Source organism: Flavobacterium psychroterrae, assembly GCF_018380615.1.
GTDB lineage: Bacteria > Bacteroidota > Bacteroidia > Flavobacteriales > Flavobacteriaceae > Flavobacterium > Flavobacterium psychroterrae.
In genome coordinates this window covers 158,797-181,618 of sequence record NZ_JAGYVZ010000012.1, presented here as the reverse complement: position 1 = coordinate 181,618, position 22,822 = coordinate 158,797, and the positions used below count along the sequence as shown (strand labels likewise).

The 22,822-nt window shown below is 33.0% G+C and carries 21 protein-coding genes, 1 pseudogene and 1 riboswitch; of the genes and pseudogenes, 11 read left to right on the top strand and 11 right to left on the bottom strand.

The window, feature by feature from the left end; genetic code table 11:
* A pseudogene (locus KHA90_RS14245) lies at positions 1-112 on the top strand (IS982 family transposase); the annotation flags it as partial.
* A 66-nt stretch (positions 113-178) separates the two neighbouring features.
* Here the strand turns inward: KHA90_RS14245 and KHA90_RS14240 are convergent.
* From KHA90_RS14240 to KHA90_RS14205, 8 genes are all read right to left on the bottom strand, one after another.
* Positions 179-1,189 (bottom strand): nucleoid-associated protein, encoded by a 1,011-nt coding sequence (locus KHA90_RS14240; protein WP_213301440.1) that lies wholly within the window; start codon positions 1,187-1,189, stop codon positions 179-181.
* Between the two features lie 276 nt (positions 1,190-1,465).
* On the bottom strand, positions 1,466-1,909 hold the full coding sequence (locus KHA90_RS14235) for an energy transducer TonB (protein ID WP_213301437.1): 444 nt from the start codon (positions 1,907-1,909) through the stop codon (positions 1,466-1,468).
* Positions 1,910-1,958: 49 nt separating this feature from the next.
* The gene (locus KHA90_RS14230) at positions 1,959-2,789 is read right to left on the bottom strand and encodes a hypothetical protein (RefSeq protein ID WP_213301434.1); all 831 of its coding nucleotides are present in this window, start codon (positions 2,787-2,789) and stop codon (positions 1,959-1,961) included.
* Positions 2,790-2,831: 42 nt separating this feature from the next.
* Positions 2,832-3,863 carry a DUF2931 family protein gene (locus tag KHA90_RS14225; protein WP_213301431.1) on the bottom strand — a complete coding sequence of 344 codons (1,032 nt, stop codon included), beginning with the start codon at positions 3,861-3,863 and terminating at the stop codon, positions 2,832-2,834.
* 10 nt (positions 3,864-3,873) lie between these two features.
* Positions 3,874-4,887, bottom strand: a complete 1,014-nt coding sequence (locus tag KHA90_RS14220; RefSeq protein WP_317197396.1) for a phospholipase effector Tle1 domain-containing protein — start codon at positions 4,885-4,887, stop codon at positions 3,874-3,876.
* A 2-nt stretch (positions 4,888-4,889) separates the two neighbouring features.
* The gene (locus KHA90_RS14215) at positions 4,890-6,494 is read right to left on the bottom strand and encodes a hypothetical protein (protein ID WP_213301428.1); all 1,605 of its coding nucleotides are present in this window, start codon (positions 6,492-6,494) and stop codon (positions 4,890-4,892) included.
* Positions 6,487-6,981, bottom strand: a complete 495-nt coding sequence (locus KHA90_RS14210; protein WP_213301425.1) for a PAAR-like protein — start codon at positions 6,979-6,981, stop codon at positions 6,487-6,489. The genes KHA90_RS14215 and KHA90_RS14210 overlap by 8 nt, the downstream gene beginning before the upstream one ends.
* Before the next feature lie 21 nt (positions 6,982-7,002).
* Positions 7,003-8,127, bottom strand: a complete 1,125-nt coding sequence (locus KHA90_RS14205; RefSeq protein ID WP_213301422.1) for a hypothetical protein — start codon at positions 8,125-8,127, stop codon at positions 7,003-7,005.
* Positions 8,128-8,621: 494 nt separating this feature from the next.
* Between KHA90_RS14205 and KHA90_RS14200 the strand changes: the two genes are divergently transcribed.
* The 3 genes from KHA90_RS14200 (at position 8,622) to KHA90_RS14190 (ending at position 10,393) form a co-directional block, all read left to right on the top strand.
* Positions 8,622-9,119: a DJ-1/PfpI family protein gene (locus tag KHA90_RS14200; protein ID WP_213301419.1), complete on the top strand. Its 498-nt coding sequence runs from the start codon at positions 8,622-8,624 to the stop codon at positions 9,117-9,119.
* A 17-nt stretch (positions 9,120-9,136) separates the two neighbouring features.
* Positions 9,137-9,583 (top strand): helix-turn-helix domain-containing protein, encoded by a 447-nt coding sequence (locus KHA90_RS14195; protein WP_213301416.1) that lies wholly within the window; start codon positions 9,137-9,139, stop codon positions 9,581-9,583.
* 243 nt (positions 9,584-9,826) lie between these two features.
* Positions 9,827-10,393 (top strand): cysteine hydrolase family protein, encoded by a 567-nt coding sequence (locus KHA90_RS14190; protein ID WP_213301413.1) that lies wholly within the window; start codon positions 9,827-9,829, stop codon positions 10,391-10,393.
* A gap of 85 nt (positions 10,394-10,478) precedes the next feature.
* Here KHA90_RS14190 and KHA90_RS14185 read toward each other — a convergent pair whose 3' ends face one another.
* The gene (locus KHA90_RS14185; RefSeq protein ID WP_213301410.1) at positions 10,479-12,113 is read right to left on the bottom strand and encodes a PKD-like domain-containing protein; all 1,635 of its coding nucleotides are present in this window, start codon (positions 12,111-12,113) and stop codon (positions 10,479-10,481) included.
* Between the two features lie 347 nt (positions 12,114-12,460).
* Positions 12,461-12,689, bottom strand: a riboswitch (cobalamin riboswitch).
* Between the two features lie 118 nt (positions 12,690-12,807).
* On the opposite strand from KHA90_RS14185, the gene ribB reads away from it, so the two are divergent.
* Positions 12,808-13,470, top strand: a complete 663-nt coding sequence (gene ribB / locus KHA90_RS14180; RefSeq protein ID WP_213301407.1) for a 3,4-dihydroxy-2-butanone-4-phosphate synthase — start codon at positions 12,808-12,810, stop codon at positions 13,468-13,470.
* 3 nt (positions 13,471-13,473) lie between these two features.
* Positions 13,474-14,046, top strand: a complete 573-nt coding sequence (locus tag KHA90_RS14175; protein WP_213301391.1) for a Crp/Fnr family transcriptional regulator — start codon at positions 13,474-13,476, stop codon at positions 14,044-14,046.
* A 338-nt stretch (positions 14,047-14,384) separates the two neighbouring features.
* Here the strand turns inward: KHA90_RS14175 and KHA90_RS14170 are convergent, their stop codons facing one another.
* Entirely contained in the window at positions 14,385-16,082 is a 1,698-nt protein-coding gene (locus tag KHA90_RS14170) for a ribonucleoside-diphosphate reductase subunit alpha (protein ID WP_213301388.1), read from the bottom strand.
* A gap of 16 nt (positions 16,083-16,098) precedes the next feature.
* On the bottom strand, positions 16,099-17,073 hold the full coding sequence (locus KHA90_RS14165) for a ribonucleotide-diphosphate reductase subunit beta (protein WP_213301385.1): 975 nt from the start codon (positions 17,071-17,073) through the stop codon (positions 16,099-16,101).
* A 592-nt stretch (positions 17,074-17,665) separates the two neighbouring features.
* On the opposite strand from KHA90_RS14165, the gene KHA90_RS14160 reads away from it, so the two are divergent.
* From KHA90_RS14160 to KHA90_RS14140, 5 genes are all read left to right on the top strand, one after another.
* A complete protein-coding gene (locus KHA90_RS14160; protein WP_213301382.1) occupies positions 17,666-18,226 on the top strand; it encodes a GNAT family N-acetyltransferase in 561 nt (186 codons plus the stop codon).
* 311 nt (positions 18,227-18,537) lie between these two features.
* Positions 18,538-19,749, top strand: a complete 1,212-nt coding sequence (gene hmpA / locus KHA90_RS14155) for an NO-inducible flavohemoprotein (protein WP_213301379.1) — start codon at positions 18,538-18,540, stop codon at positions 19,747-19,749.
* A 243-nt stretch (positions 19,750-19,992) separates the two neighbouring features.
* Positions 19,993-20,637 carry a hypothetical protein gene (locus KHA90_RS14150; RefSeq protein WP_213301376.1) on the top strand — a complete coding sequence of 215 codons (645 nt, stop codon included), beginning with the start codon at positions 19,993-19,995 and terminating at the stop codon, positions 20,635-20,637.
* Positions 20,638-20,757: 120 nt separating this feature from the next.
* Positions 20,758-21,210 (top strand): carboxymuconolactone decarboxylase family protein, encoded by a 453-nt coding sequence (locus tag KHA90_RS14145; protein WP_213301373.1) that lies wholly within the window; start codon positions 20,758-20,760, stop codon positions 21,208-21,210.
* A gap of 940 nt (positions 21,211-22,150) precedes the next feature.
* The gene (locus KHA90_RS14140) at positions 22,151-22,489 is read left to right on the top strand and encodes a YciI family protein (RefSeq protein ID WP_213301370.1); all 339 of its coding nucleotides are present in this window, start codon (positions 22,151-22,153) and stop codon (positions 22,487-22,489) included.
* Positions 22,490-22,822: the final 333 nt, after the last annotated feature.

Below are 22,822 nucleotides of genomic sequence, written 5' to 3'. Positions count from 1 at the left end.
AGGTTTTAAAACAAGAATATTAGCAAAAATAGCAGCACTTACATTGGTTCAATATATTAACAAATTTATATTTGACAGACCAATTAATAATATTAAAAATCAAATAATTTAATTTCACCCAACGGGTTAAACTTATAATTTTTAAAAATTTGATATATTTTATTATGGTTTTCTATCATTAATCGTTAATTTGATTTCTTAGTGCTTTAGCAAAACTCTCTGATTCTATTATTATTTGATTTGGGTTATGATCAGAAAACCTAACTTTTTCGTTTAAAATACCTCTTGAAAATTTTAAATTGATTCCGTCTCGATTTACCTCAACTTTTATGAATTTTTTAAGTTGAGTTCCATTAAATCTAAATTCAGTGTCAATTTGTAGATTTTTTTCATTTGCGAAATTTGAAACTTTATCATTATCTTCATAAAAATATTGACTTAAATCTTTAATATTTACAGTCTTATTTGGAATTTTGGAAACATAGTTATATACTAAATCTCTAAATGTTTGTAAATCATATTCAATATTCGTTTCCGGATCTTTTGGAGGTTCTATCTGTGAAATAATTGTATATAAAGTTTTAGTATATTCTGCACTACTTTCAAGCTGCTTAATAGATATCCAACTTTTAAAATACTCTGATACCTCTTTTTGTCTTAATTGAATGAAAGAAAGATAATTAATTTCTCTATCATTTATTCTGTTTTCATTTATTCTACAAGCCATTGCTAAATTTTTTGTATCAATATATTCTACAGTTTGAATAGCAAAAGAATTTTTTGTTTTTTTCAATATTTTTCCTTCCACGTCACGAATTAGAAAAACAGATATGAAATTATTCCCATTTTCAATATATTCCGCAAAAATAAAATACCCTCCTGTTGCAAATGTAACAGGTGAAATTAGTGTTTCAAGATTTCCAATAACTTGTCTAGTAAAATCAATGAAATTTTGATTTTGTCTGGTAGAATCTTTATAGTCGTTAAATTTTTCAGGAAAATATCTCCCTTCCGAATCATCAAATACTGCATATAAAATTTTGTCACTTTTATAACTTGCAGAAAGTGCAATCAACAAAGCTGTTGAATCATCATCATTTGGTAGTAATTCATCAGAAAATATTAATTCAACTTTATTACTTTCACTTTCTTTCTTTAATTCATGTATTACAATTTTATCTAAAATCATATTTTTTTATATTACTTGTTTATATTTTTATAATAGCTGTAATCTTTTTACAAATGCATAATCGTATTTAAGTCAAAGATTAACATTTAATAATCAAGCACTTTACGGAAATCCATAATCATTAAAGTTTATTTTAAGCAAGTATACCAATAAATAAAAACTGAGCAACACGTATAAATGCGCTATTTAGTGAAAGCATATAATAATTCAATTATTTTGAGAATTAGAACAATAAAAAGCCCATTACAAATTGTGTATAATGGGCTTTTAAATATTTTATTCAATAGGAACAACTAAAGAATATAGACATTTAACTTTATTTCCATTTAGTTGGGCGGGAATCCATTTTGGTGATAATTTTAAGATTCTGATTGCTTCTAGTCCTGTACCGTAACCAATATCCCTAAGTGATTTAATATTTGTGAGAGAACCATCTTCGTTTATTATGAATGAAAGATAAATTTTTCCTTTTAGTTCTACTTCACTTGGTTTTACAAAATTTTGTTTAAAGAATTTATAAAACTCATTAATCCCATTCGGAAAATCGGTTTTGACTTCAACATCCTCTGAATTATATATAATTTTTTTAATAGGAATATTTACTTCAGGATCCGCCTTAATTATTCCTCCTGGAGTTACTTTTACTCTTGTACCATCTTGAACTTGAGCACAAATTATTTGGCTCATTATAAATAATATAAAAATTATATTTTTTTTCATAATCTTGTTTTTTTAGTTGATTTATAAATTATTTTTTTTTTAAAAACAATTATTCACACTTTGCCACAAACAAAGGCTTTGATATTGGTTTCTTTAATTCTATTTTTTCAACTTTGATAGGATTTAATAATTGAACTTTTATTCCTTTTTGCTTTAGATCATTCATTTGCCAAGGAATAAAAGCATCGCTTATTTTTTCAAGAATACGCTGTGTTAAATCATTTCTTTCTGTTAAGCGAGGATTAGATCCATTGATTTCTTGAATTATATATTCCTTTTTATTTTTCTTAATTCCCAGTCTAAAAGGCTTTTTTACATTTCCATCAATAAATATTCTATAATTAGAAAATTTATCTGATAATTTAAAAGTATATGCATTTGAAGTGACAGGATATTTTATTTCATCAAAAAGATCTGCATCTTTCTGTGGAGAAACTAAAATTAATTCGCCATTTTTATCTGGAATATTTGTTTCAAAATTTCTATCCAGACAACTCCAATTTTCATCAAATAAAGATTTGTAAATTGGTTGTTTAGATGTATCTTTTGAAAAAGAAACAAAAAGGTTCAGTTTTTCATTAGGACTAAATTGTACATTCTTTTTAGTTTGATTGCCCGAAATTGCATAAACACTAAAAACTGATTTGTTTTCTGTACTTGTTTCTAGTCTAATTTTATCCTTCGCCTCTTCAATCCAAGTGCCTTGCAATGGATTTCCGCCTACATAGAATACCATAAAAGTATGGTCTGCTAAAACAAACAAAGTGGAACTTTGAATATCAACACCGCCATCCTTCAAAGAATAATAACCAACGAACTGAGCATGTAAATTTGTAAAGCTTGTAATTATCAAAACACAAGCGTAGATAAGTAATTTCATTTTTTAATTTTATTTAGTGAAAGATTTTATTTTGAGTAATAGTTAATTCTTATACATTTTTACAACCGTTTTTTGTAACGGAATTTCCTCTCCTTCACATTTTACTATAAATGTTGTCGTTTTGTACATAAAACCAACTTTGGCTTCTATTTCAATATTTTTGTCAGGATGGTTTTTTTTCATTTTTTTAAAAGCCGCTACAATTTCTTCTTCATCAAATTTTGCTTCACCATTATAAATTTTAAAATAAAATCTAATATTAAGGGGTAATGCAGCTTGACTGAATAGTTTTTTACTTAATTCATCGTCATTAAAATAATCAGATTCACCATTAATGTAGCCAACATATATATCAGTTAAAGTATCTTCCTTGTAAAAAAAAGTTTGAAAACGCCAATTGTATTTTTTACGATATATGTCCCAAATACCATAAGGAATGCCTGATTTAGCAATTTTTTCTTGTAAATATTCCGGGAGTGTTATTACAAATAACCTATCATAAAATTGTTGCTGAGTATGTTCGTGAGGATTATCGTAAAATGCATTTACATTTACAAAGGTTTCTTTAGCCTGATATCTAGCTACTTCTACTCGATGTGCGTTTCCTGTTATAAAAAGCACCACAATACCTCCCGGAGCAACGGCAATAGTAATATGGTTGTAAGTATCATGTTTGGGTTGTTCTTTTACACGATCCCAGTTATAAAAACCTTCACGAAATAAGGCTAGTATTTTATTTTGAGTAGCCTGGTCTATTGCAGTTTCAATATTCCAAAATTTCTTTTCCGCATAACTTACCCATGTGAGCGAAAGCATTGTGGGTATAATATTGCCACCACCTAATCCTTGTCCATCTACATTCCAACCATCGTCTTCTGTACCTGCCTTATGAAGTGCAGTTATAAATTCATCTTTGGTTGCAAGAAAACCTTTATGTACTTCTATAGGATAATCCTTAACAGATGTTACAGAAGTTCCCCAACTAAAATCAGTTTTATTGCTCATATCATTTTCTTTATTACAGGATAATAGTATTACACATAATAGCATTATCATATTTAATTTATTTTTCATAGTTTTTATATTAGTACTTTATAATGCCTCTGTTTCGTTCAGGCGCCGGTGCATTTACAATACCAACTGTAGCATTATAATGCAAATAATGGTTACGGAGTTGTCTCATGTCCTCTTTTGGTATTTCATGCTCAATTTTGTCGAGTGGATTTGCAATTACTTTTAAAGCATAATCTTCCAGATAAGCTTTGATTTTATTGATAAAAGTCATATGCTCGGAAAAAATATTTTTTTTGAAATCTTTCGAGTCTGTCAACTTTTTAAAATCAAATTTCACACCTTTTCCTATTCCGAAATTACACATCATATGCAAAGCGATAAAGCTATATTGGTTACTGACATAAGCACGTTGCGAAACCAGCTGTTGAGTATCGTATAAAGAGCTACTGCTGGAATTGTACTTATAAGGCTTGTTGTAAGCATCGCGAATGCCAATTTGATCGGCTTTAAACCAGCCTTCGTCTATAAGTGTATTTTTAAATTGAGTTAATCTGGAACTCGCAAATGCATTATCACAATAATCTGTCGCCAAGACATGTTCGTCGTCAGGATCTGGTGCTACACCTTTTGCAATTCCTTCTGGTCTGCCTTCGGTATAACTGCCTCCAACATCACTATGTACACCGGGCAGATACATTTCAATATGATTTTGACTCTTAATAATAGGCGACAAACTAAAGTTTGCACGATGCTCTTCGGCAGCTACCATATGTACTATATGTTTTGCTTTGCTGATCGAGTTAAGTCCTAAATCTTTTATATCATTAAATTCGACTAAACCATGATGCGCAACTGTATCATACAATCCGGCAAACCGAATAACTAAGTGGTTAAATTCTATTCCTTCTTCTGTAAGCAAATACCCTAAATGACCATTTGAGGGCATTCGTGTATTGGCATATTTTGCATCTATATTACGACCATAACGGTCGCGGTTTACATCAGTATAATACGATGGTAATGTAATTTCATGAACAAAATGACGCGCCGCAGCTGCTCCACGGCTAAAGCCAAAAACATCAATTGTTATTGAATCAATTTTTTTTCATTATTTGCCAAACCTTGTAAAATTTTATCCCTCATTTGTTCTATAGTCCTGCGAACCCTGTCTACAATACCAGAGTTTCCGGTACCAAAAACAGCTCCCATCATAATATCATCTTTTTTGTATTTAATCAACTTTGGATCCTCCGTACCTAATGTATTCGTATTCATACCTTCGGTATATATTTTAAAAACTGTTATATCATCTTTGTAATAATTTTCAAATAAAATTGCCACGTTAGAAAGCTCATTTTCATAACTGCCCTGCCCATATTTATATTTTTCTTTATTTTTTTTAGTCAGTTCATCTTCGCTTTTGGCATATACTTTTAGATATTCATCACTCGTAAAAGGTCTCTCATCAGTTGCTTTTCTTCCTATCCTGCTTTCTTCCCAATCTAAGCGTGCAGTTGTATCGTATTTGTTATTATTTGTCCCATCAATAAATACCCCAAACGTAAAATCAATCTTTTTTTGATCTTCCGGCGCACCGCCTTTTTCAGCTTCGCCAAGTAATAAAGGATTGTTTCCCGTTAATTCTCCTTTTTTAAGAGCCCCGTTTACTGATATTTTTAAAATACAATCATTTAATTTTTTTTCCTGATTTTCAATTTTTGAGTGATGTACAATAGGTTTTATGCTCAATGAATTACCGCTTTTAAAATCACCTTTTGCCTGAAACTGCCAGGCATGTTCAATAAATATAGGGAACACGCATTTTTGTACATTTCCTGCTGATATTTGTTCTTTTCCTTTATCAAAAATCAAAGCGTCGGTTATGGTTCCTGCGGGAGGTTTTGTGGTTGTATTGTATGGATGTGTATTTACCTGACGTTTAAATTGCGTTAATGCTTTAGGATCGAGTTTTTGTATAGGATCACCATCTTCGTCACTGGGCGTTGGCGTTAAATCTGTGTTAGTAAACCAGCCATCATCGACAAGCTGAATGTTTATATTTTGGTAGTACAAAGCCTCAGTATAAATGTGCAGGTAAACGGTAGAACCAAAAGCAATATCTTCGGTAATTAAATTTCCTGTGTGATCGCGCCATTCGGCAGCAATAATTTTGGGCGTTCCTGTTGCGTTAACAAATATTCCGTGTGGTCTTTTTCCGGTCGCGGGATCATTTTCGGTAAAAATTTCTAACCACGCAAGTCCTCCTCCTTCCAGCAGTTTAGGAAATCGTATTTGCCTTAAAAAATCACGCGGCATTCCGTAACTAAAAGATTCGTTATGTTCCATCGTTTTTCCTGCCAAACCTTTCCCTACAACTTGCCAGCACCATTGTACACCATTCCTTATTTGTTGAACACTATGTTCATAAAAAAGTTCCTGCTTATCATATACCTTCATATTAGCTTTATAAGTGCTCTTGTCCCAAGACGACAGTTTATCAAAATCTTCTTCTTTTAGTCTTTTAACATGATCCGGTTTCGGGTGTTTAACATCATCCAGAAAACCTTTCAATTCCTGAATTTCAACAGTAAATGCTCCTGCTTTGGCAAGCGTTAAGCATCCTGTAGCGCTATTCCATTTTTCGCTTTTGGCAAATGGTTCTCTGGGTTTGATATGTAAACTTTTACTCATTGTGTTGATTGTTTATTTTTAAAACTTCATCATCTAAATCGCTAAAATTTACTCCCGGAAGTATTTCGGCTAATATCTCAGGATCACTCTTTTGAACATCTTTCTGAGTAAGTTCAGCAGTTTGCCCGTGATTTTTGATCGTGATACAATTTGGCAATCCCTTTCTGCAAGTGGCTTTACTATCTTCAAGTAATGCTTTGCCCTGATTTGAATAGGTTACATTTTTTTTAACATCCTTCCATTCTGTTACGTCAACTACACAAAGTAAAAAAGTGCTTCCCGAAGGTTGATTTTTACAGTTTCCCAAAGTGTTTTTCTGCATACATTGTCCAATTTCCTTATCAGTCGCAATAAGTTTTTTTACCCCTTCGCTGTCATTGGCAAAATGTCTCGATTGCGTTTTTACCTGCAAAATATCAGTTTGATTTTTTTCACTGAACTTGCATTGGCAAACCGCTCCTTGTACTACAAAATGTTTTTTATCCATTTTTTATATTATCGTTATTATTTATTTTTTAAAAATTGATTTCATTTTATTCCAAAAGCCTTTTTTAGTTGATAAATCAGGTTCTTCATGAATATAAAGCTCAATGCGTTCTCGCGGTGGTCCCAAAATCATTTCGCGTTTTGGCAATTCGGGCTGCCTTATTCTGCTGGCGGCTACAATATCAATAATGTCGTCATCATCGTCATCAAACTTCTGGTAGGATTGAAATATTCTTTGGCTTTCTTTAGCGGCAAAATCACTCCACGGCCTAAAAGAACTTGTATCAGCAAAATGATATATTTCTACCTGAATCTTATGTTGTTTATTTTGGTTTATTTTGGTTTCAAAAGTTCCCGTAACCGAAAAAATACTGCGGTCTTCCTTATATAATTTATAATCAACAAGCATTTGAGATGTTACCGGTTCAGCACTTTGATCTACAAAATCATTTTTAGGAAAATCATAACCTTCCATTATTTCCTCAATGCTTCTTTCGTCAATACCAATACCGTCAGCATTGATGATTATTTTGTCATCGTTATCATAATCTTTTTGTATGGTATGAACAACACCATATTTTATGCACTGATTACCAAATATGGGCGAATCCCAAATAAATTTACATCTCAGTTTCTCTTTATATTCGACATAAAAAGGTTTAAAATACAAGTGGAAAAACCAATTCCTGCAAATGGATTCCTTCAATAAATCATCATCCAGGAAAACAGTATCTATTTTATGAATGATTTTATAAATTGTTTCGCCTTTATATCCTTCCAGAATCTCTTCTTTAGCAATAATCCAACGCTTTTTTATGGCATTCATGGTAAGGATTTCTTCAAGTTTACCGTTTCTTTTCATTTTTACACGAAGAGGAAAAATTGCCTGCGAAGCTCTTTCTGCAATTTTTTTTATTTTTGAATCAGAAGTTTTATTGTTAACGTACACTTGGTTTCTATTGATTTCAAAAATGGAATTGCGCCCGTGATCATCCTGTAAAAAAGCAATTTCAATTTCGTAATGCACCTGGTTTTTCAGTATATCATTTTCAAAACTTTCATAACAAAATCCGTAAACTCTTTTCTGGTTTGATGCACCAAAATTTATACTGAAACCAGAATCAAATGCTATTTTTTCTCCACTCATATTATTCAATTGAAATTGGCGTTATTTTTATTTTCTATAAAAAATAAGATATTTTCTATTTTATGCTAATGTATACTATTTTTCATACAATAATCAAATATAAGGGTAAATTTCTCACTTTTGGATATAAATAATTATTACTCTGTAAAATCAGTTTGTTGTAACTAATAAAAGTTCAATTAAACACATACTCCCATAGCTATCGGGACTATGTGTTTAAAATAATTACACCCAACGGCTTACTCTATATAAATTGAAAGAAGAAAGTTTAAAATAACAGCGATAATCTCGTTATCATTAGAATTTTGAATCATATTAATTTTGAATTCTCTAGTTTCGATAGTACTTAACAATGAATTATAACCCGTATAAATACGGTTTTTAGTGAATGCATCTTCTATCGTGGTAACTCACCCAATTTCATAAGCTTTAAAAATGGAATTAATACTATATTTTTGTGTCATTCATAATGATTGCATAAGACATTCGACCCCATGACAAAACCAATCGCAAACGTTTACTTTTACATTCCGCAACAAGTCACACTTCTTGATTTGAGTGGGGTTTTGCAGGTTTTTCAGGAGGCGAAACTTTTGGGTTTTGAGTATGAAATTAGGTTTATAAGCAGCACAGCTTCTGTGATTTGTTCGTCGGGGTTAGAATTGGCTTCGCTGACGCACTTTTCAAAAGTAAATCCGCAGGAAAATGATTTTGTTTTTATTTCCGGATTCAGCACGCATCAAATTGATCTGGATGGTGAAGATGCTTCGTTTTTTACGTGGCTTCAGCAAATAAGTGCCAATCAGACTACGATTTGCAGCATTTGTTCCGCCGCTTTTCTTTTGGCGAAAGCCGGACTTTTAAACGATAAAGAATGTACGACACACTGGAAACTGGTCGATAAACTTAAAAGGAATATCCGCTTGCAAAAACTCAAAAGAATACCTTATTCACGCAATCCGGAAACATTTATACAAGCGCGGGAATCATAACGGGAATTGATCTTGCTTTGTATATCATTGAGGAACGACACAGCAAGGAAACTGCTTCGACAATTGCCAAAGAAATGGTGGTTTATAAAAGAAGACACGGAAATGACGAACAGGAAAGTGTTTATTTGCAAAACCGAAACCATCATGACGAGAAGATTCACGGGATTCAGGATTGGATTATTTCGAATTTAGATAAAACTTCAACAATTGATTTTTTGGCTGAATTGGTTCATGTTGGTCCCAGAAACCTAACCCGAATTTTCAAGAAACAAACGGGAATAACTATCGCAGAATATCGAACGAAACTCAGAATCGAAAAAGCGAAAAGTCTGCTTATGAATTCCGATTATAAAATTGAGCATATCGCCCATTTGTGCGGTTACAAAACTTCTAAACAATTAAGAATTCTTCTTGAAACTCATCTAGATGCATTGCCAAGTGCTATTAAAAACAAGCTGTCTTAAAACGACTATCTTTTGTCCTTTTTCGGTTGTTGTTACAGAGGTACATTTGTAATGATAAAAACGTTGAGACTTTTTTAAACACATAGAAACATAGATTTTTTCTTAATTTTAAAAGTAGGTATTTCACTTATTTAAACACACATAGTTGATTATTTTAATATCTTCTCTTTAAACATTTTGAACCTATTTCTACATGTTAAACATTAAAGCCAACGATTAGCTAACAATCTAATGTATAAAAAGATGAAACTTAGAAACCAAAATGCTGCTTTACTTTTAATTGATGTTCAAAAAGGTTTTAATGAAGAAGATATTTGGGGCGGCAACAGAAATAATAAAGATGCTGAACTGAAAATGGCTCAGATTCTGGAACAATGGAGATCGCTTGAATTACCTGTTTTTCATATCGTTCACAGTTCTGTACATCCAGATTCAAGACTTCACGTTTCGCATCCCGGATTTAAAATCAAGGACGAAGTAAAACCTATTAATGGCGAAACTGTAATTACAAAAAATGTGAACAGCGCTTTTATAGGAACAGATTTACAACAACAACTGGATAATCTGGGTATTAATAAACTGGTAATTGTTGGTCTTACAACGAATCATTGTGTTTCAACAACAACAAGAATGGCGGGAAATCTAGGATATGAAGTGTATTTAATTGCTGATGCAACGGCTACTTTTGACCGAATTGGAATCAACGGTGAAAAATTTGATTCGGAGTTAGTGCATCAAATATCTCTGGCGAGTTTGCACAACGAATTTGCTCAGGTTATAGATACTAAAACACTTCTTGAATGGGTTTAAATTTCGGGTTTTGTTATACAAAAAAGCCTTCAAATCAAATGACTTAAAGGCTTTTTTATTGATTCTCTTTAAGATAAAATCTAAATTATGGTAAATTCAAATCTTTAAATCCTGAAACTTCTGTAGAAACTTCTCCTAACCAGCCACCTTCGGCACGATTAGAATTGTAGACTTTTACAAAATCAATTCCTTTTAGTTTTACCGATTCTCCTTTAGCATTTACAGCCCAATTAATATCAATTTGTCCTCTTACATCGGCATTTGCCCAGTTGTCTGTATAACCCCAATCATACGCAGGATTTCCCCAATTGGTTCCGGTTCCGGATTTATCATAGATATTTGATTTCAGGAAAGTTCCTTTAAAAGTAATTGTACCAGAACTTTTCCACATTGGGTAATAGGTTTGCTTGTGAAACGTATTTTTAGAAATATACCCGCTTTGTCCCTGATTATCTGTCCAGCGAATATAATTAGGCTCGTTTGCGTTTGCAGGTTCTGCATCCGGCTTGTAATACGTCATTTCGTAGTTTTTGATTGTTGTTGCTTTTCCATGTTCTGAACCTGCAATTTCAAACCATTCGTCATCTGCCTTTCCGTTCCCGTTTGCATCGTAGGAAACCATTACAATTCCGGGTTCTGCCCAATCTGCAAAGGCGTTGCCTAAAACTACAAAGTCATTTCCGTCCTTGTTAACGATTGTATGGTCGAAACCAAATTGTACATATCCGCCAAATCCTCCCAGACTTACCATACTTCCTGCTGTTAAAGCAGTTTCAGCTTTTACACGCATAGTTTCGTCAGTATCTGTGGCTGTTGCAGCCGGCAATGAATTTGTAAATTGTCCCGGCGCAGGCAAAAAGTCAAATACCTGCGTAATTTTATTCAGGTAGGTTTTATCGGTTACAACCAAAGTAAAAGTTTTAGTATTTTCACCTACTCCATTTTTCGCTTTAAACTCAACATTATAAGTTCCCGGTGTTGCAAATACCGAAAATAAATCGGTAGAAGTTGCCACTTCTTCATTGTTTACCAACCATTTGTAAGTTGCTCCTGCAGCATTTGTTAATTGTGGCTGAACTCTGAACCATTGCATTTTAGCAATCGTAAAACCTCCGGTAGGAACTGAAATTGCAATTTCCGGCGGACTGGCAACAATACTTATCGTACGACCGTCACCAAATGTAAAAGTCATAATACCATTGGCAATAGCCACAGCCGTAATTTCTGCCGCGTCTCTTCCTTTTTGTCCAGATGCCGACATTCCGGTATCGACGTCATTTATGATCCAGTTTCCATTACTTCCAATGGCAATTTTTGGAGAATCGCCTTTTTCGCCATTGGATCCGTTTGTACCGTTTGATCCGTTTGATCCGTTTGAACCATTATTTCCATCTGAACCGTATTCGCCTTTATCGCCTTTTGCTGATTTTCCGGTGTCAACGCCATCAATCCACCAATTGCCATTTTCGCCTATTTTTATAAATGATGATGTATTTCGAACTGATAATTTAGTGCCGTCGCTCATTGTAATGACGTAACTGCCTTCCTTAGTTTCGTAACTTACCACATAAAGGCGTTTATTGAGTACGTCAAGCAAGTTTTCATATTGTGCCATTCTGTTTTTCAAGTCATTGACATCATCTTTAAGGTCATTAATGTCGTCTTTATAACAGCCTGACAAAAGCAGGACAATTGACAATACAAGTAAAATTTTCTTCATGTTTTAGAATTTTAAGGGTTATTAGTTTTGATTATTTTTCTTAAAAAGGCAAAATGCCATGAATATCTTCGCTAATAACTTTCAATTTTAAATTCCCTTTTTATGCAACTGTTTATTAAACATAACTCTCTTATAAAGAATCTTTACAATCCTTTTAAGAAATATCTTATGCACAAATTCATGCTGCCATCCAGATAAACAAGTGCAATTTATCATGCGATTTGCGATAATGACTATCACAAAAATGCATAACAAAATATCCTGTTTAACTAAACAGTTTACGGAAAATTTAAAATCAAATATTAGTTTGATATTCGTGTTGTCTCAAAGCTCTGGTCCACGAAAGCCTGAAATTATTTGCATTGGCAGGTCTCCTGACTTATTCCCATTTTGATAGGCCTTCCCACATTAAAAATGCAGTGGCAAAAGATTAGATTGATCACTTAAAAAGCATCAAATCTGTCAAAATGTTGCATGGAACTTACAGTAACGGGCTTGTTCAGGATTTGCACCTGATTCCCTCTTCGTCAGCTACATTCGAAAAAATATAGCCAAACCATTGCGGTGGCAAATGTAAAGTAACAAAGCCTTTAAAAAAAATCAAATACGCGTTTTATTGACCTATATCAAACTTTTGCATCTTTAACAACTTTAGCTTTGCTGCTTATTAATTTAAAAAAATATCCAAAAACAAATGATCGACACACTAATATATCCATTGGAAAAATTTGGCTTAACAAGCACAGAACGTGTAGAAAACGCTTTAATACATTTACAAAACGGAAAAGGTATTTTATTAACCGATGATGAAAATCGGGAAAATGAAGGTGATCTGATTTTTTCGGCACAACATATGACGGTTCAAAATATGGCAATGATGATACGCGAATGCAGCGGAATTGTCTGCCTTTGCCTGACGAATGAAAAAGCAGATCAACTGGAATTACCTTATATGGTGAAGGAAAATACGAGTAGTTTTCAGACTCCGTTTACGATTACAATCGAAGCTAAAAATGGCGTTACAACAGGAGTTTCTGCAGCTGACCGACTTACAACTATTAAAACGGCATCAGCAAAAAATTCCCAGGCATCTGACCTGGCAAGACCGGGACATATTTTCCCGTTACGTGCCAAAAATAATGGTGTTCTGGAACGTAACGGACATACGGAAGGCAGTGTTGATTTGATGAAACTGGCGGATTTACAACCTGAAGCTGTTTTATGCGAGCTCATGAATGAAGATGGCAGTATGGCTAAACTTGACAAAATCATTAGCTTTGCAGAACAACACGATCTGGTAGTTTTATCTATAGAAGATATTATTTATTACCGCAAATTCGTGCGAGATTATAAATAAACGATGTTATACGAACAACTTGGTGATTATATAAAAAATCGTATTGAGGTTTCTGATGAAAATCTCAATACGATTTTGTCCTGTTTTAAACCTTTACAACAAGGCAAAAACGACCTTTTGCTTTCGGCAGGGCAAACGAGTCAGCATACTTATTTTGTGGGGAAAGGCTGTTTGAGAATCTTTTTTATTAATGAAGAAGGAAAAGATGTTACGCGATATATTGCTTTCGAAAACCAACTGGCGACGGCATTAGTGAGTTTTATTACTAAATTACCTTCTACAGAATATATTCAGGTGATCGAAAAATCTGAACTTTTATATATTAGTCACGAAGATTTTAATCATCTCATCAAAATTATACCGGAGTGGATGGAGTTTTATTGCCGTTATCTGGAAAGAGCATATGTTAATAATACCAATCGCCTGATGTCGTTTACGACAATGGATGCTTTAGAAAGATACCAATGGCTGCTTAAAATAAATCCTGCAATTGTAAAACGATTGCCTAATAAAATTGTGGCGTCGTATATTAATATTTCACAGGAAACTTTGAGCAGGCTGAAATCTAAGTTTTGATATTTCTGTAAAGATAAAACCCAATCTTGTCATCTCGACGCAGGAGAGATCACACAAGCTTTATGCGAACTGTTGTCAAATTTTGGATGCGATTTCTCGTTTCTCGAAATGACACACTTGGCGGTTTATCCTAAAATCTTTGGGTAAAAAGAAGGACAATCTTTGTCGAGCTACTTGATGAGATTCCTCGTTCCTCCTTTAGGAGTTACATGTTGGTAAAAAAAACAAAACAAGGAAAAAAATAATTTTAAAACCCGCGTAAAACCCGTTTAACCCGTAAAATCCGTGGGCAAAAACCCAAAAAAAACAGGCTGTCCAAAAAAGACAGCCTATTTACATTATGATTCACAACTACTGCAAGTAACCAAACTTGCAACAAGTTCTTTTGATACACTTTGGCTGCGTTGGTAATACAAACTTTTGATTCCTAATTGCCAAGCTTCAATTAACAAACGGTTTACCTCTTTGATTGGTAAATCAGATGGGATATTTAAATTGATACTTTGTCCCTGATCTACAAATTTTTGACGAATTGATGCTTGTTGTATAATCTCTAACTGACTGATTTCTTTAAAGGTTTTAAAAACATCTCTCTCATTTTGGCTCAACTGGCTCATATGTTGTACACTTCCGCCGTTTAGCATGATTTCTCTCCATACTTCCTCGTTATCAAGACCTTTTTCTTCTAATAAAACTTTTAGGTATTTATTTTTGCGCATAAAATTACCTTTGCTCAAACCGGCTTTATAGTAATTACTGCTAAAAGGTTCAATTCCAGGCGATGTTTGTCCTAAAATAGCCGATGATGAAGTTGTTGGCGCAATTGCCATTGTTGTAGTATTACGTCTTCCGTATCCTTTCAACAATTCCGGTTCGCCGTAAATGCGGGCTAAATCCTGTGTTGCTTTATCGGCTTTGTCACTAATATGCTGGAAAATTTCGGTTGTTTTCATTTTGGCTTCAAGTCCTTCAAACGGAATCATATTTTTTTGTAAATACGAATGCCATCCCAATACTCCAAGTCCAAGTGCGCGGTGTCTTTTAGCAAACCTATTCGCTGCCGAAAGGTAATAATTACCTTCTGTTTTTTCTATGAATTCCTGTAATACGGCATCAAGGAAAAAGATCGCTAATTTTACTGCTTCGGTATCTTTCCATTCTTCATAAAGTTCCAGGTTCATTGATGAAAGACAGCAAATAAACGATTCATCAACGCTTGATGGCAACATGATTTCACTACACAAATTACTCGCATTAATGCGCAGATTTTTGTCTTTATAAACTTGTGGTTTGTTTTTATTGACATTATCCGTAAAAAAGATATAAGGCAATCCTTTTTGCTGACGGCTTTCTAATACTTTTGCCCAGATTTGTCTTTTATCTGCATCACCATCAATCATTTCCTGCATCCAGTAATCAGGAACACAAATTCCTGTAAACAAGTTCTGGATTGGATTTCCAATGCTTTTAATCTTCAAAAATTCCTCAATATCCGGATGATCCACGTCTAAATAAGCCGCAAATGCTCCCCGGCGAACGCCACCTTGAGAAATAGTATCCATTGTTGTATCAAAAAGTTTCATGAAACTTACTGCTCCACTACTCTTTCCGTTATCAGTTACGGCGCTTCCACGCTCGCGTAATTCTCCAAAATATCCTGAGGTTCCTCCCCCAATTTTGGTCTGCATGATTACTTCTCCTAATTTATGTGTGATTCCTTCAATTTCATCAGGAACGTGAACATTAAAACAAGAAATTGGCAAACCGCGTTCTGTTCCCATATTAGCCCAAACGGGTGAACTAATACTCATCCAGCCGCGTTCGATCATTTCTACAAAAGACTCTTTTAATTCGGGTTTGTACAATCTTTTTGCGGCAGCGGTACAAATTCTGTCAATTGCACCCTCTACAGTTTCGCCTTTTAAAAGATAACCACGATTTAAAATTTGCTCACTTTCAGAGTTTTTCCACCACATTTTATTATCTGCTTCACTTAACGGAAGACTTTTTCCTGAAATTGTATCTATTGTACTCATAATTGTAATTTGCTTTTTAGAAGAGGTCGTTTGCCGTAATACTTTTGTCGTGTTTAGTATATTCTACTGGTCTTTTTGCAAAGAAATCATCCAGGCTATTGGCAAAAACTTCTTCTTCAAACCATGCCATTGCTTTATAATCATCTGCAGGAACATTAAATATGGTATCAATGCCTATCTGAGTCAAACTTTCATCTACTCTGAATTTCATGAAGTTTACCAAATCTGCTTTTTTGATACTTTCGATTTCACCATCTTCAAATATCCAGTCTAATATATCTGCTTCTACATCAATAGAATTTTTAACTGTTTCACGTACAAGCGCTAAAGTTTCTTCATCAAAATAATCAGGAAATTCTTCACGTATTTTATTGATGATAAAAATTCCGCCATTTGCGTGAATCTGTTCGTCAATCGAAGTCCATGCAATAATGTTACTTACATTTTTCATGTATCCTTTGAATCTTGTAAACGACAATAAAATCGCAAACTGACTAAAAAGTGATACATTTTCGATCAAAATACTGAACAAAATCAGTGAAACCACATACTTTTTATTGTCTTGTGATTTGGTATCTTTAAGAACATTTGAAAGATAATCAACACGTTTTCGGACTACAGGAATTTCCATCAGTTTCTCGAATTCATCATTGTATCCCAAAACCTCCAAAAGGCGTGAATATGCCTCTGAATGTCTGAACTCACATTCGGCAAAAGTGCTTCCTAATCCGTTGAATTCCGGTTTTGGAAAATGCTCATAAATGTTTCCCCAAAAACTTTTTACAGCTACTTCAATTTGTGCAATTGCCAATAAACTATTTTTGATTGCAGTTTTTTCAGCAGCATTTAAATGAGAATGAAAATCCTGAGTATCAGCAGTAAAATCAACTTCAGTATGAACCCAGTACGCTTTGTTTATGGCTTCAGTAAATTGTAATACTTCTGGATATTCAAAAGGTTTATAATTAATTCTTTTATCGAAAATAGACATATATATAGTATTAAATGGTGACTTATTGAAAATAAAATGATTCGCTAATTTGGGGGATTTTAGCGAGATTTTCATCATTACAAAATTAACTCACAGTTCTTCTTTTGACTTCGTTTTGGTGTTAAAAATCCGCACAATTATCAACAGGCAAAATCATTTGAAAAGCAATAAAAAAATTACTTTTATCAACAGCTATAAAATATCGCCTAACAGTCGTAACATCAGTTATTTGAAATAAATCTAAATAGACTTATCAACAGAAGAACGCCTTGTAAATTTACTTTCCAAAAAAATAAGTTATCAACAATCAAACTTAAAAAAGTAGTATTAGATGTACAAATTAATACTTTTATAAAAAATAATAACGTCTTGAATTTTGGTTTTAACTAAAAAAAAATCGCAATGTTTATTAGCATTTTTTTGACATATAAAAATAAATAATTACCTGACTATAAACATATTAACTTATTTTTTAAGAAGATCCTTATTCAACATATTTTAATTAAAATCTAAATATATTACCTAATTATTTCAATGAAAATTACTGATATTTAAAAGTTACTGTAATTTTGTACCAAAAAAGAAAAACATCATGATCATTAGAAAAGCAACTTTTGAAGATTCAGAAACTATTGCAAAATATTTATTACTGGCAATGGACGAAATTATCTATAAATTCATTGGTGAAAGAAATCCGAAAACAGCGTATTATTTTGTGCTCCATTTTGTTGGGGCAGAAAAGAATCAATATTCCTATGAAAATTGTTTTGTAGCCGAGGAAAATGATCAAATTCTAGGCGCTGTTGCTGTTTATGAAGGCGGAAGATTGCATGAGTTACGACAACCTGTTATTGATTATGTACGCCTGAATTTTAATCCCGATTTTAATCCTGAAGATGAAACTGAACGTGGAGAATTTTATATTGATGCTTTAGGCGTAAGCCCAAATCATCAGGGAAAGGGAATTGGATCAAAATTGCTGCAATTTTTAATTGAAGAATATATAACGAAATATAACGAAACGCTAGGTTTATTGGTGGAAGAGGAAAACCCAAACGCAAAGAAATTGTATTTAAAATTAGGTTTTAAAGTTGTTGGAACGAAAACTTTGGTGGGAAAAACTCTGGAACATCTTCAATTGAAAAGGGAATAGTTTGTTTGTTTCAGGTTTCAGGTTTGAAATGAGAGGGATTGTGTAGATTTTAACGCAAAGTCCACAAAGATTTTTTTACTGGGATTGCATTTATAAAACACAGAATTCGCAAAGCTTTATCTTTAAACTTTTCGAACTCCTATGTTTGTTTAATTTCCATTTCAAACCTGAAACCTGAGAATCATTTTAATTTGATCCTTATGATTTGAATCATAAAATAGAGCTTTATGACGGATTTAAATTTGTAAAAATAAATGCTGACAAGTAGTCGTCATTTATAAAAACTCAAATTCAATCCAAATTATTCAAAAATGAATCCACATCAAAAAGAACTTATTAAAGCGACAATTCCTATTTTAAGATCAAGCGGCGAAGACCTTACTACTTATTTTTATTCCAGAATGTTTCAGTATCATCCTGATTTAAAGAATATATTCAACATGGGAAATCAGGCAAACGGAAGGCAAAAATCAGCTTTGGCAAATGCAGTTTTGGCTTACGCCGAAAATATCGATGATCCAAGCGTATTAATTGGTGTTTTAAAAGGAATAGGAACCAAACACCGAAGTCTGAATATCCAACCGGAACAGTACAAAATCGTAGGAACACAATTAATCGCTTCTATTGCAGAAGTTGTTGGAGAAGCTGCAACGCCCGAAATTCTGGAAGCATGGACTGCCGCTTACTATGAACTTGCACAAATTATGATTGATCTTGAAAAAGAATTATATCAGGAAAATGCTGCAAAACCAGGAAGCTGGAATGGCTGGAGAAATTTTGTAATCAAAAAAATAACGGACGAATCGAGCGAAATAAAATCGTTTTATCTTTATCCGGAAGACGGAAAAGAAATTACCAATTTTTATCCCGGTCAATTTATTAGTGTTCACATTTTTGTTCCGGAATTAGGTTTATTACAACCCAGACAGTATAGTTTATCGAGTGCTTTTAATCCTGAATTTTATAGAATCTCTGTAAAAAAAGAAATCGGAATTGGTTCTAATCCGTCAGGTCTGGTTTCAAAAACTCTTCATTCAAAATCCGAAGGCGATGTTATTTCGATTTCAGCTCCGGCGGGATTATTTCACCTAGAAAAAGATTCCGAAAATCCGTTGGTTTTAATTAGCGGCGGTGTTGGTTTAACGCCAATGTTGAGTATGCTGGAAACGAATCTGAATGCTATTCAAAATAAAAAAACAGTCTGGGTTCACGGTTGCCGAAATGAATCCGTTCACGCTTTTAAAGATCAAATTGATGCTTTGCAACAAGAAGCAAAATGGCTGGAAACGTTTACTTTTTATGATTCTTTAGACAATCCTGAAGATGATTCAAACCAAATCATTGAAGGTCGCGTTGATCTTCATAAATGTAAAGAGGCTATTTTATTAGATAACGCAAGATTCTATATCTGTGGACCTGAGGTTTTTATAAAAGCACAATATGAAGCTCTTATCAATTTAAATGTACATCAGGAAAACATATTTTATGAAGAATTTGGACCGCAGCTTATTCATTTGAATTAAGTTAATTACTTTGTAATTTTTACCGCAGTCGCGAAGTTTTTTTATCAGGAAGATGTTTATAGAAACAAAGTTCGCAAGCTGTGTGATAAACCTGAAACAATTTTTTAAACACAATCTTTGGCAAACCCGACAGGTTTTGAAAACCTGTCGGGTTTAACGAGTGGTTTTAATATTTTTTTTTTCGATTATCAAGAGAATTTGCAGATATTTGTAGAAACCACTTCGCTCCTACTTTCAAAACAAATGAAAAAAATAATTCTCGTTGCCGTTATCGTTTTTGCTGTTTTTTATTTTCTGAAACAAAAGGTTTACAAACCTTATATGTGGAAAAAAGCCATTAATAGCGAAGAACATCAATTGCAGGTAGGAAGCTTTATTTTTAGTAAAGAAACCGGCATTAACGGAAGCCAAAGCTACCAGAAATATTATTTTATATTCAAAGTAATTGAAATCGACGGCGATTATGTCCGACTTTCGGTTATCAGACAGTTGTCTCAAAAAGATAATTTAAAGGAAGGAGATTTTTCTATGAAATCAGACCAATATCAAAACTTAAAACAAAATATAAAAAGCCTGACTATTACTCCAATACTATCATCAGATTTATACAAAGGCGATGGTCCATCATTAACTTTAAACGATTATTTACTAAATAAATATCCGGTTTTAAAGCAATCCAGATATTATTATGAAGATATTCCCGAAGAATCAAAAAACAAAGGTATACCCAAAAACCCGGATGATTTAGAAATGTATTTTAGCCTTGTTTATTCTAAAAAAGAAATCATCGAAAACGGAAAACTGATACCGTGGACAATGACAAATAGTTTTAATGGTAAACCTTCGTTATCAAACTATTCAAAAAATATAGATTTAATTATAAATTAATAATCCCTTTAAAATCAAGGGTTTTAAAATTATTTCAAGATTTTTTATATTTTTTTTCAAAAATTTGTCCAATATTAAAAGTTCGGTTGTCATTAGGGTATAACATTAAAATTATACATTATGGAAACTAGAATTAATGCATTCGAAAAAGGTCAAAAAGCTTTAAGTACTTTATTTGCCATTACCGGTTATATCAAAAAATCAGGACTTGAAAAATCATTAGTTGATTTAGTCGATTTTAGAGTATCACAAATTAATAGTTGTGCGTATTGTTTAGACATGCACTCTAAAGAAGCTTTGGCAACCGGCGAAACTCCGCAACGATTATTTGGTTTAAGTGCCTGGAGAGAAACTCCTTATTACACATCAAGAGAAAGAGCAGCACTTGCCTGGGCCGAAGCTGTAACGGCTTGTGAGGTTCATGATGAAGTGTATGCCATTGCAAAAACCGAATTCTCAGACGAGGAATTAATCGATCTTACGCTGGTAATCACCACAATCAACACTTGGAATCGTTTTAATCTTGCTTTTCCTAACACGCCCGGAACGTACAGAGTGGGACAATTTGGATAAATAAATACGGCTGTTTTTTATCTAATGTAAAACACTAAATTTATATCTCATATAAAAAACAGCTTCTTTACTATTTTATTAAACTTTAGCAACAGATTAAAGGATTGTAAAGATTTTTTTATTTCACGCAGATTCCGCAGATTGAGCAGATTTAATTGGATAATCATTTTTGAATCTGCTTAAATCTTTTTTAAATCTGCGTGAAAAATATTTGAACACATAGAATATAATTTTTAAAACAATAAATATTTCACGCAGATTCAAACAGATTTTGGCAGATTGAGCAGATTTAATTTAATAATCATTTTTCAATCTGCTTAAATCTTTTTTAAATCTGCGTGAAAAATATTTGAACACATAGAATATAATTCTTAAAACAAAAAACATTTCACGAAGATTCAACAGATTTTGGCAGATTTTAGCAGATTTAATTGAATAATCATTTTGAATCTGCTTAAATCTTTTTTTAAATCTGCGTGAAAAATATTTGAACACATAGAATATAATTTTTAAAACAATAAATATTTCACGCAGATTCAAACAGATTTTGGCAGATTTTAGCAGATCTAATTGAATAGTCATTTTTGAATCTGCTTAAATCTTTTTTAAATCTGCGTGAAAAATATTTGAACACATAGAATATAAACTATGCTTCTATGTGTTTAAAATAAAATAAAATATTTCACGCAGATTCCGCAGATTGAGCAGATTTAATTGAATAATTATTTTTGAATCTACTTAAATCTTTTTTAAATCTGCGTGAAAAATATTGAACACATAGAATATAAACTATGTTTCTATGTGTTTAAAATAAAGAAAATATTCACGCAGATTTGGCAGATTGAGCAGATTTTAATTGGAGAATCATTTTTGAATTTGATTAAATCTTTTTTAAATCTGCGTGAAAAAATATTAAAATAAAACATATAAAAAATAAACAATGAACGAATTCATATTAATATTCAGAAGAGATTTTTTAACCAAAGAAAATCAGCCTTCACCAGAAGAATTACAACAACATTTAGCACAATGGCAAAACTGGTTTGGAGGTTTGGCCGCTCAGGATAAACTCGCAAGACCTTTGCAACGCTGGGACGGCGAAGGCAAAATAGTAAGCAAAGCAAAAGGCATCACAAACGGACCTTTTGTAGAAATCAAAGAATCTATTGGCGGATTAATCATCATCAAAGCCAAAGATTATGACGAAGCCGCCCAAATCGCGCAAGGTTGCCCAGTTTTGAATTTAGGCGGAAACGTTGAGATACGTCAGGCAATGTAGTTAATGGTTGATTGTTAATGGTTATGGTTAATGATTAATGGTTAATTTGTGATTGGTTTTGAGAGTAATGCCCACGGGTTTTTACGGGTTTAGCGGGTTTGCGCGGTTTTATTGTTTTCTTTGTCATCGTACAGTTTGTCATTCTGAGGAACGAAGAATCCCCGCAAGCAGCTCGACAAAGATTGGCTTTTACATTTCTTTACAGGTGATGATCGTGGAGATTCTTCGTTCCTCAGAATGACAAGATTGGGGTTACTTCGCGTGAAATATTTTTACACTTTCTTAGAAACTAACCATAACGGTTTGTCATTCTAAGGAACGAAGAATCCCCGC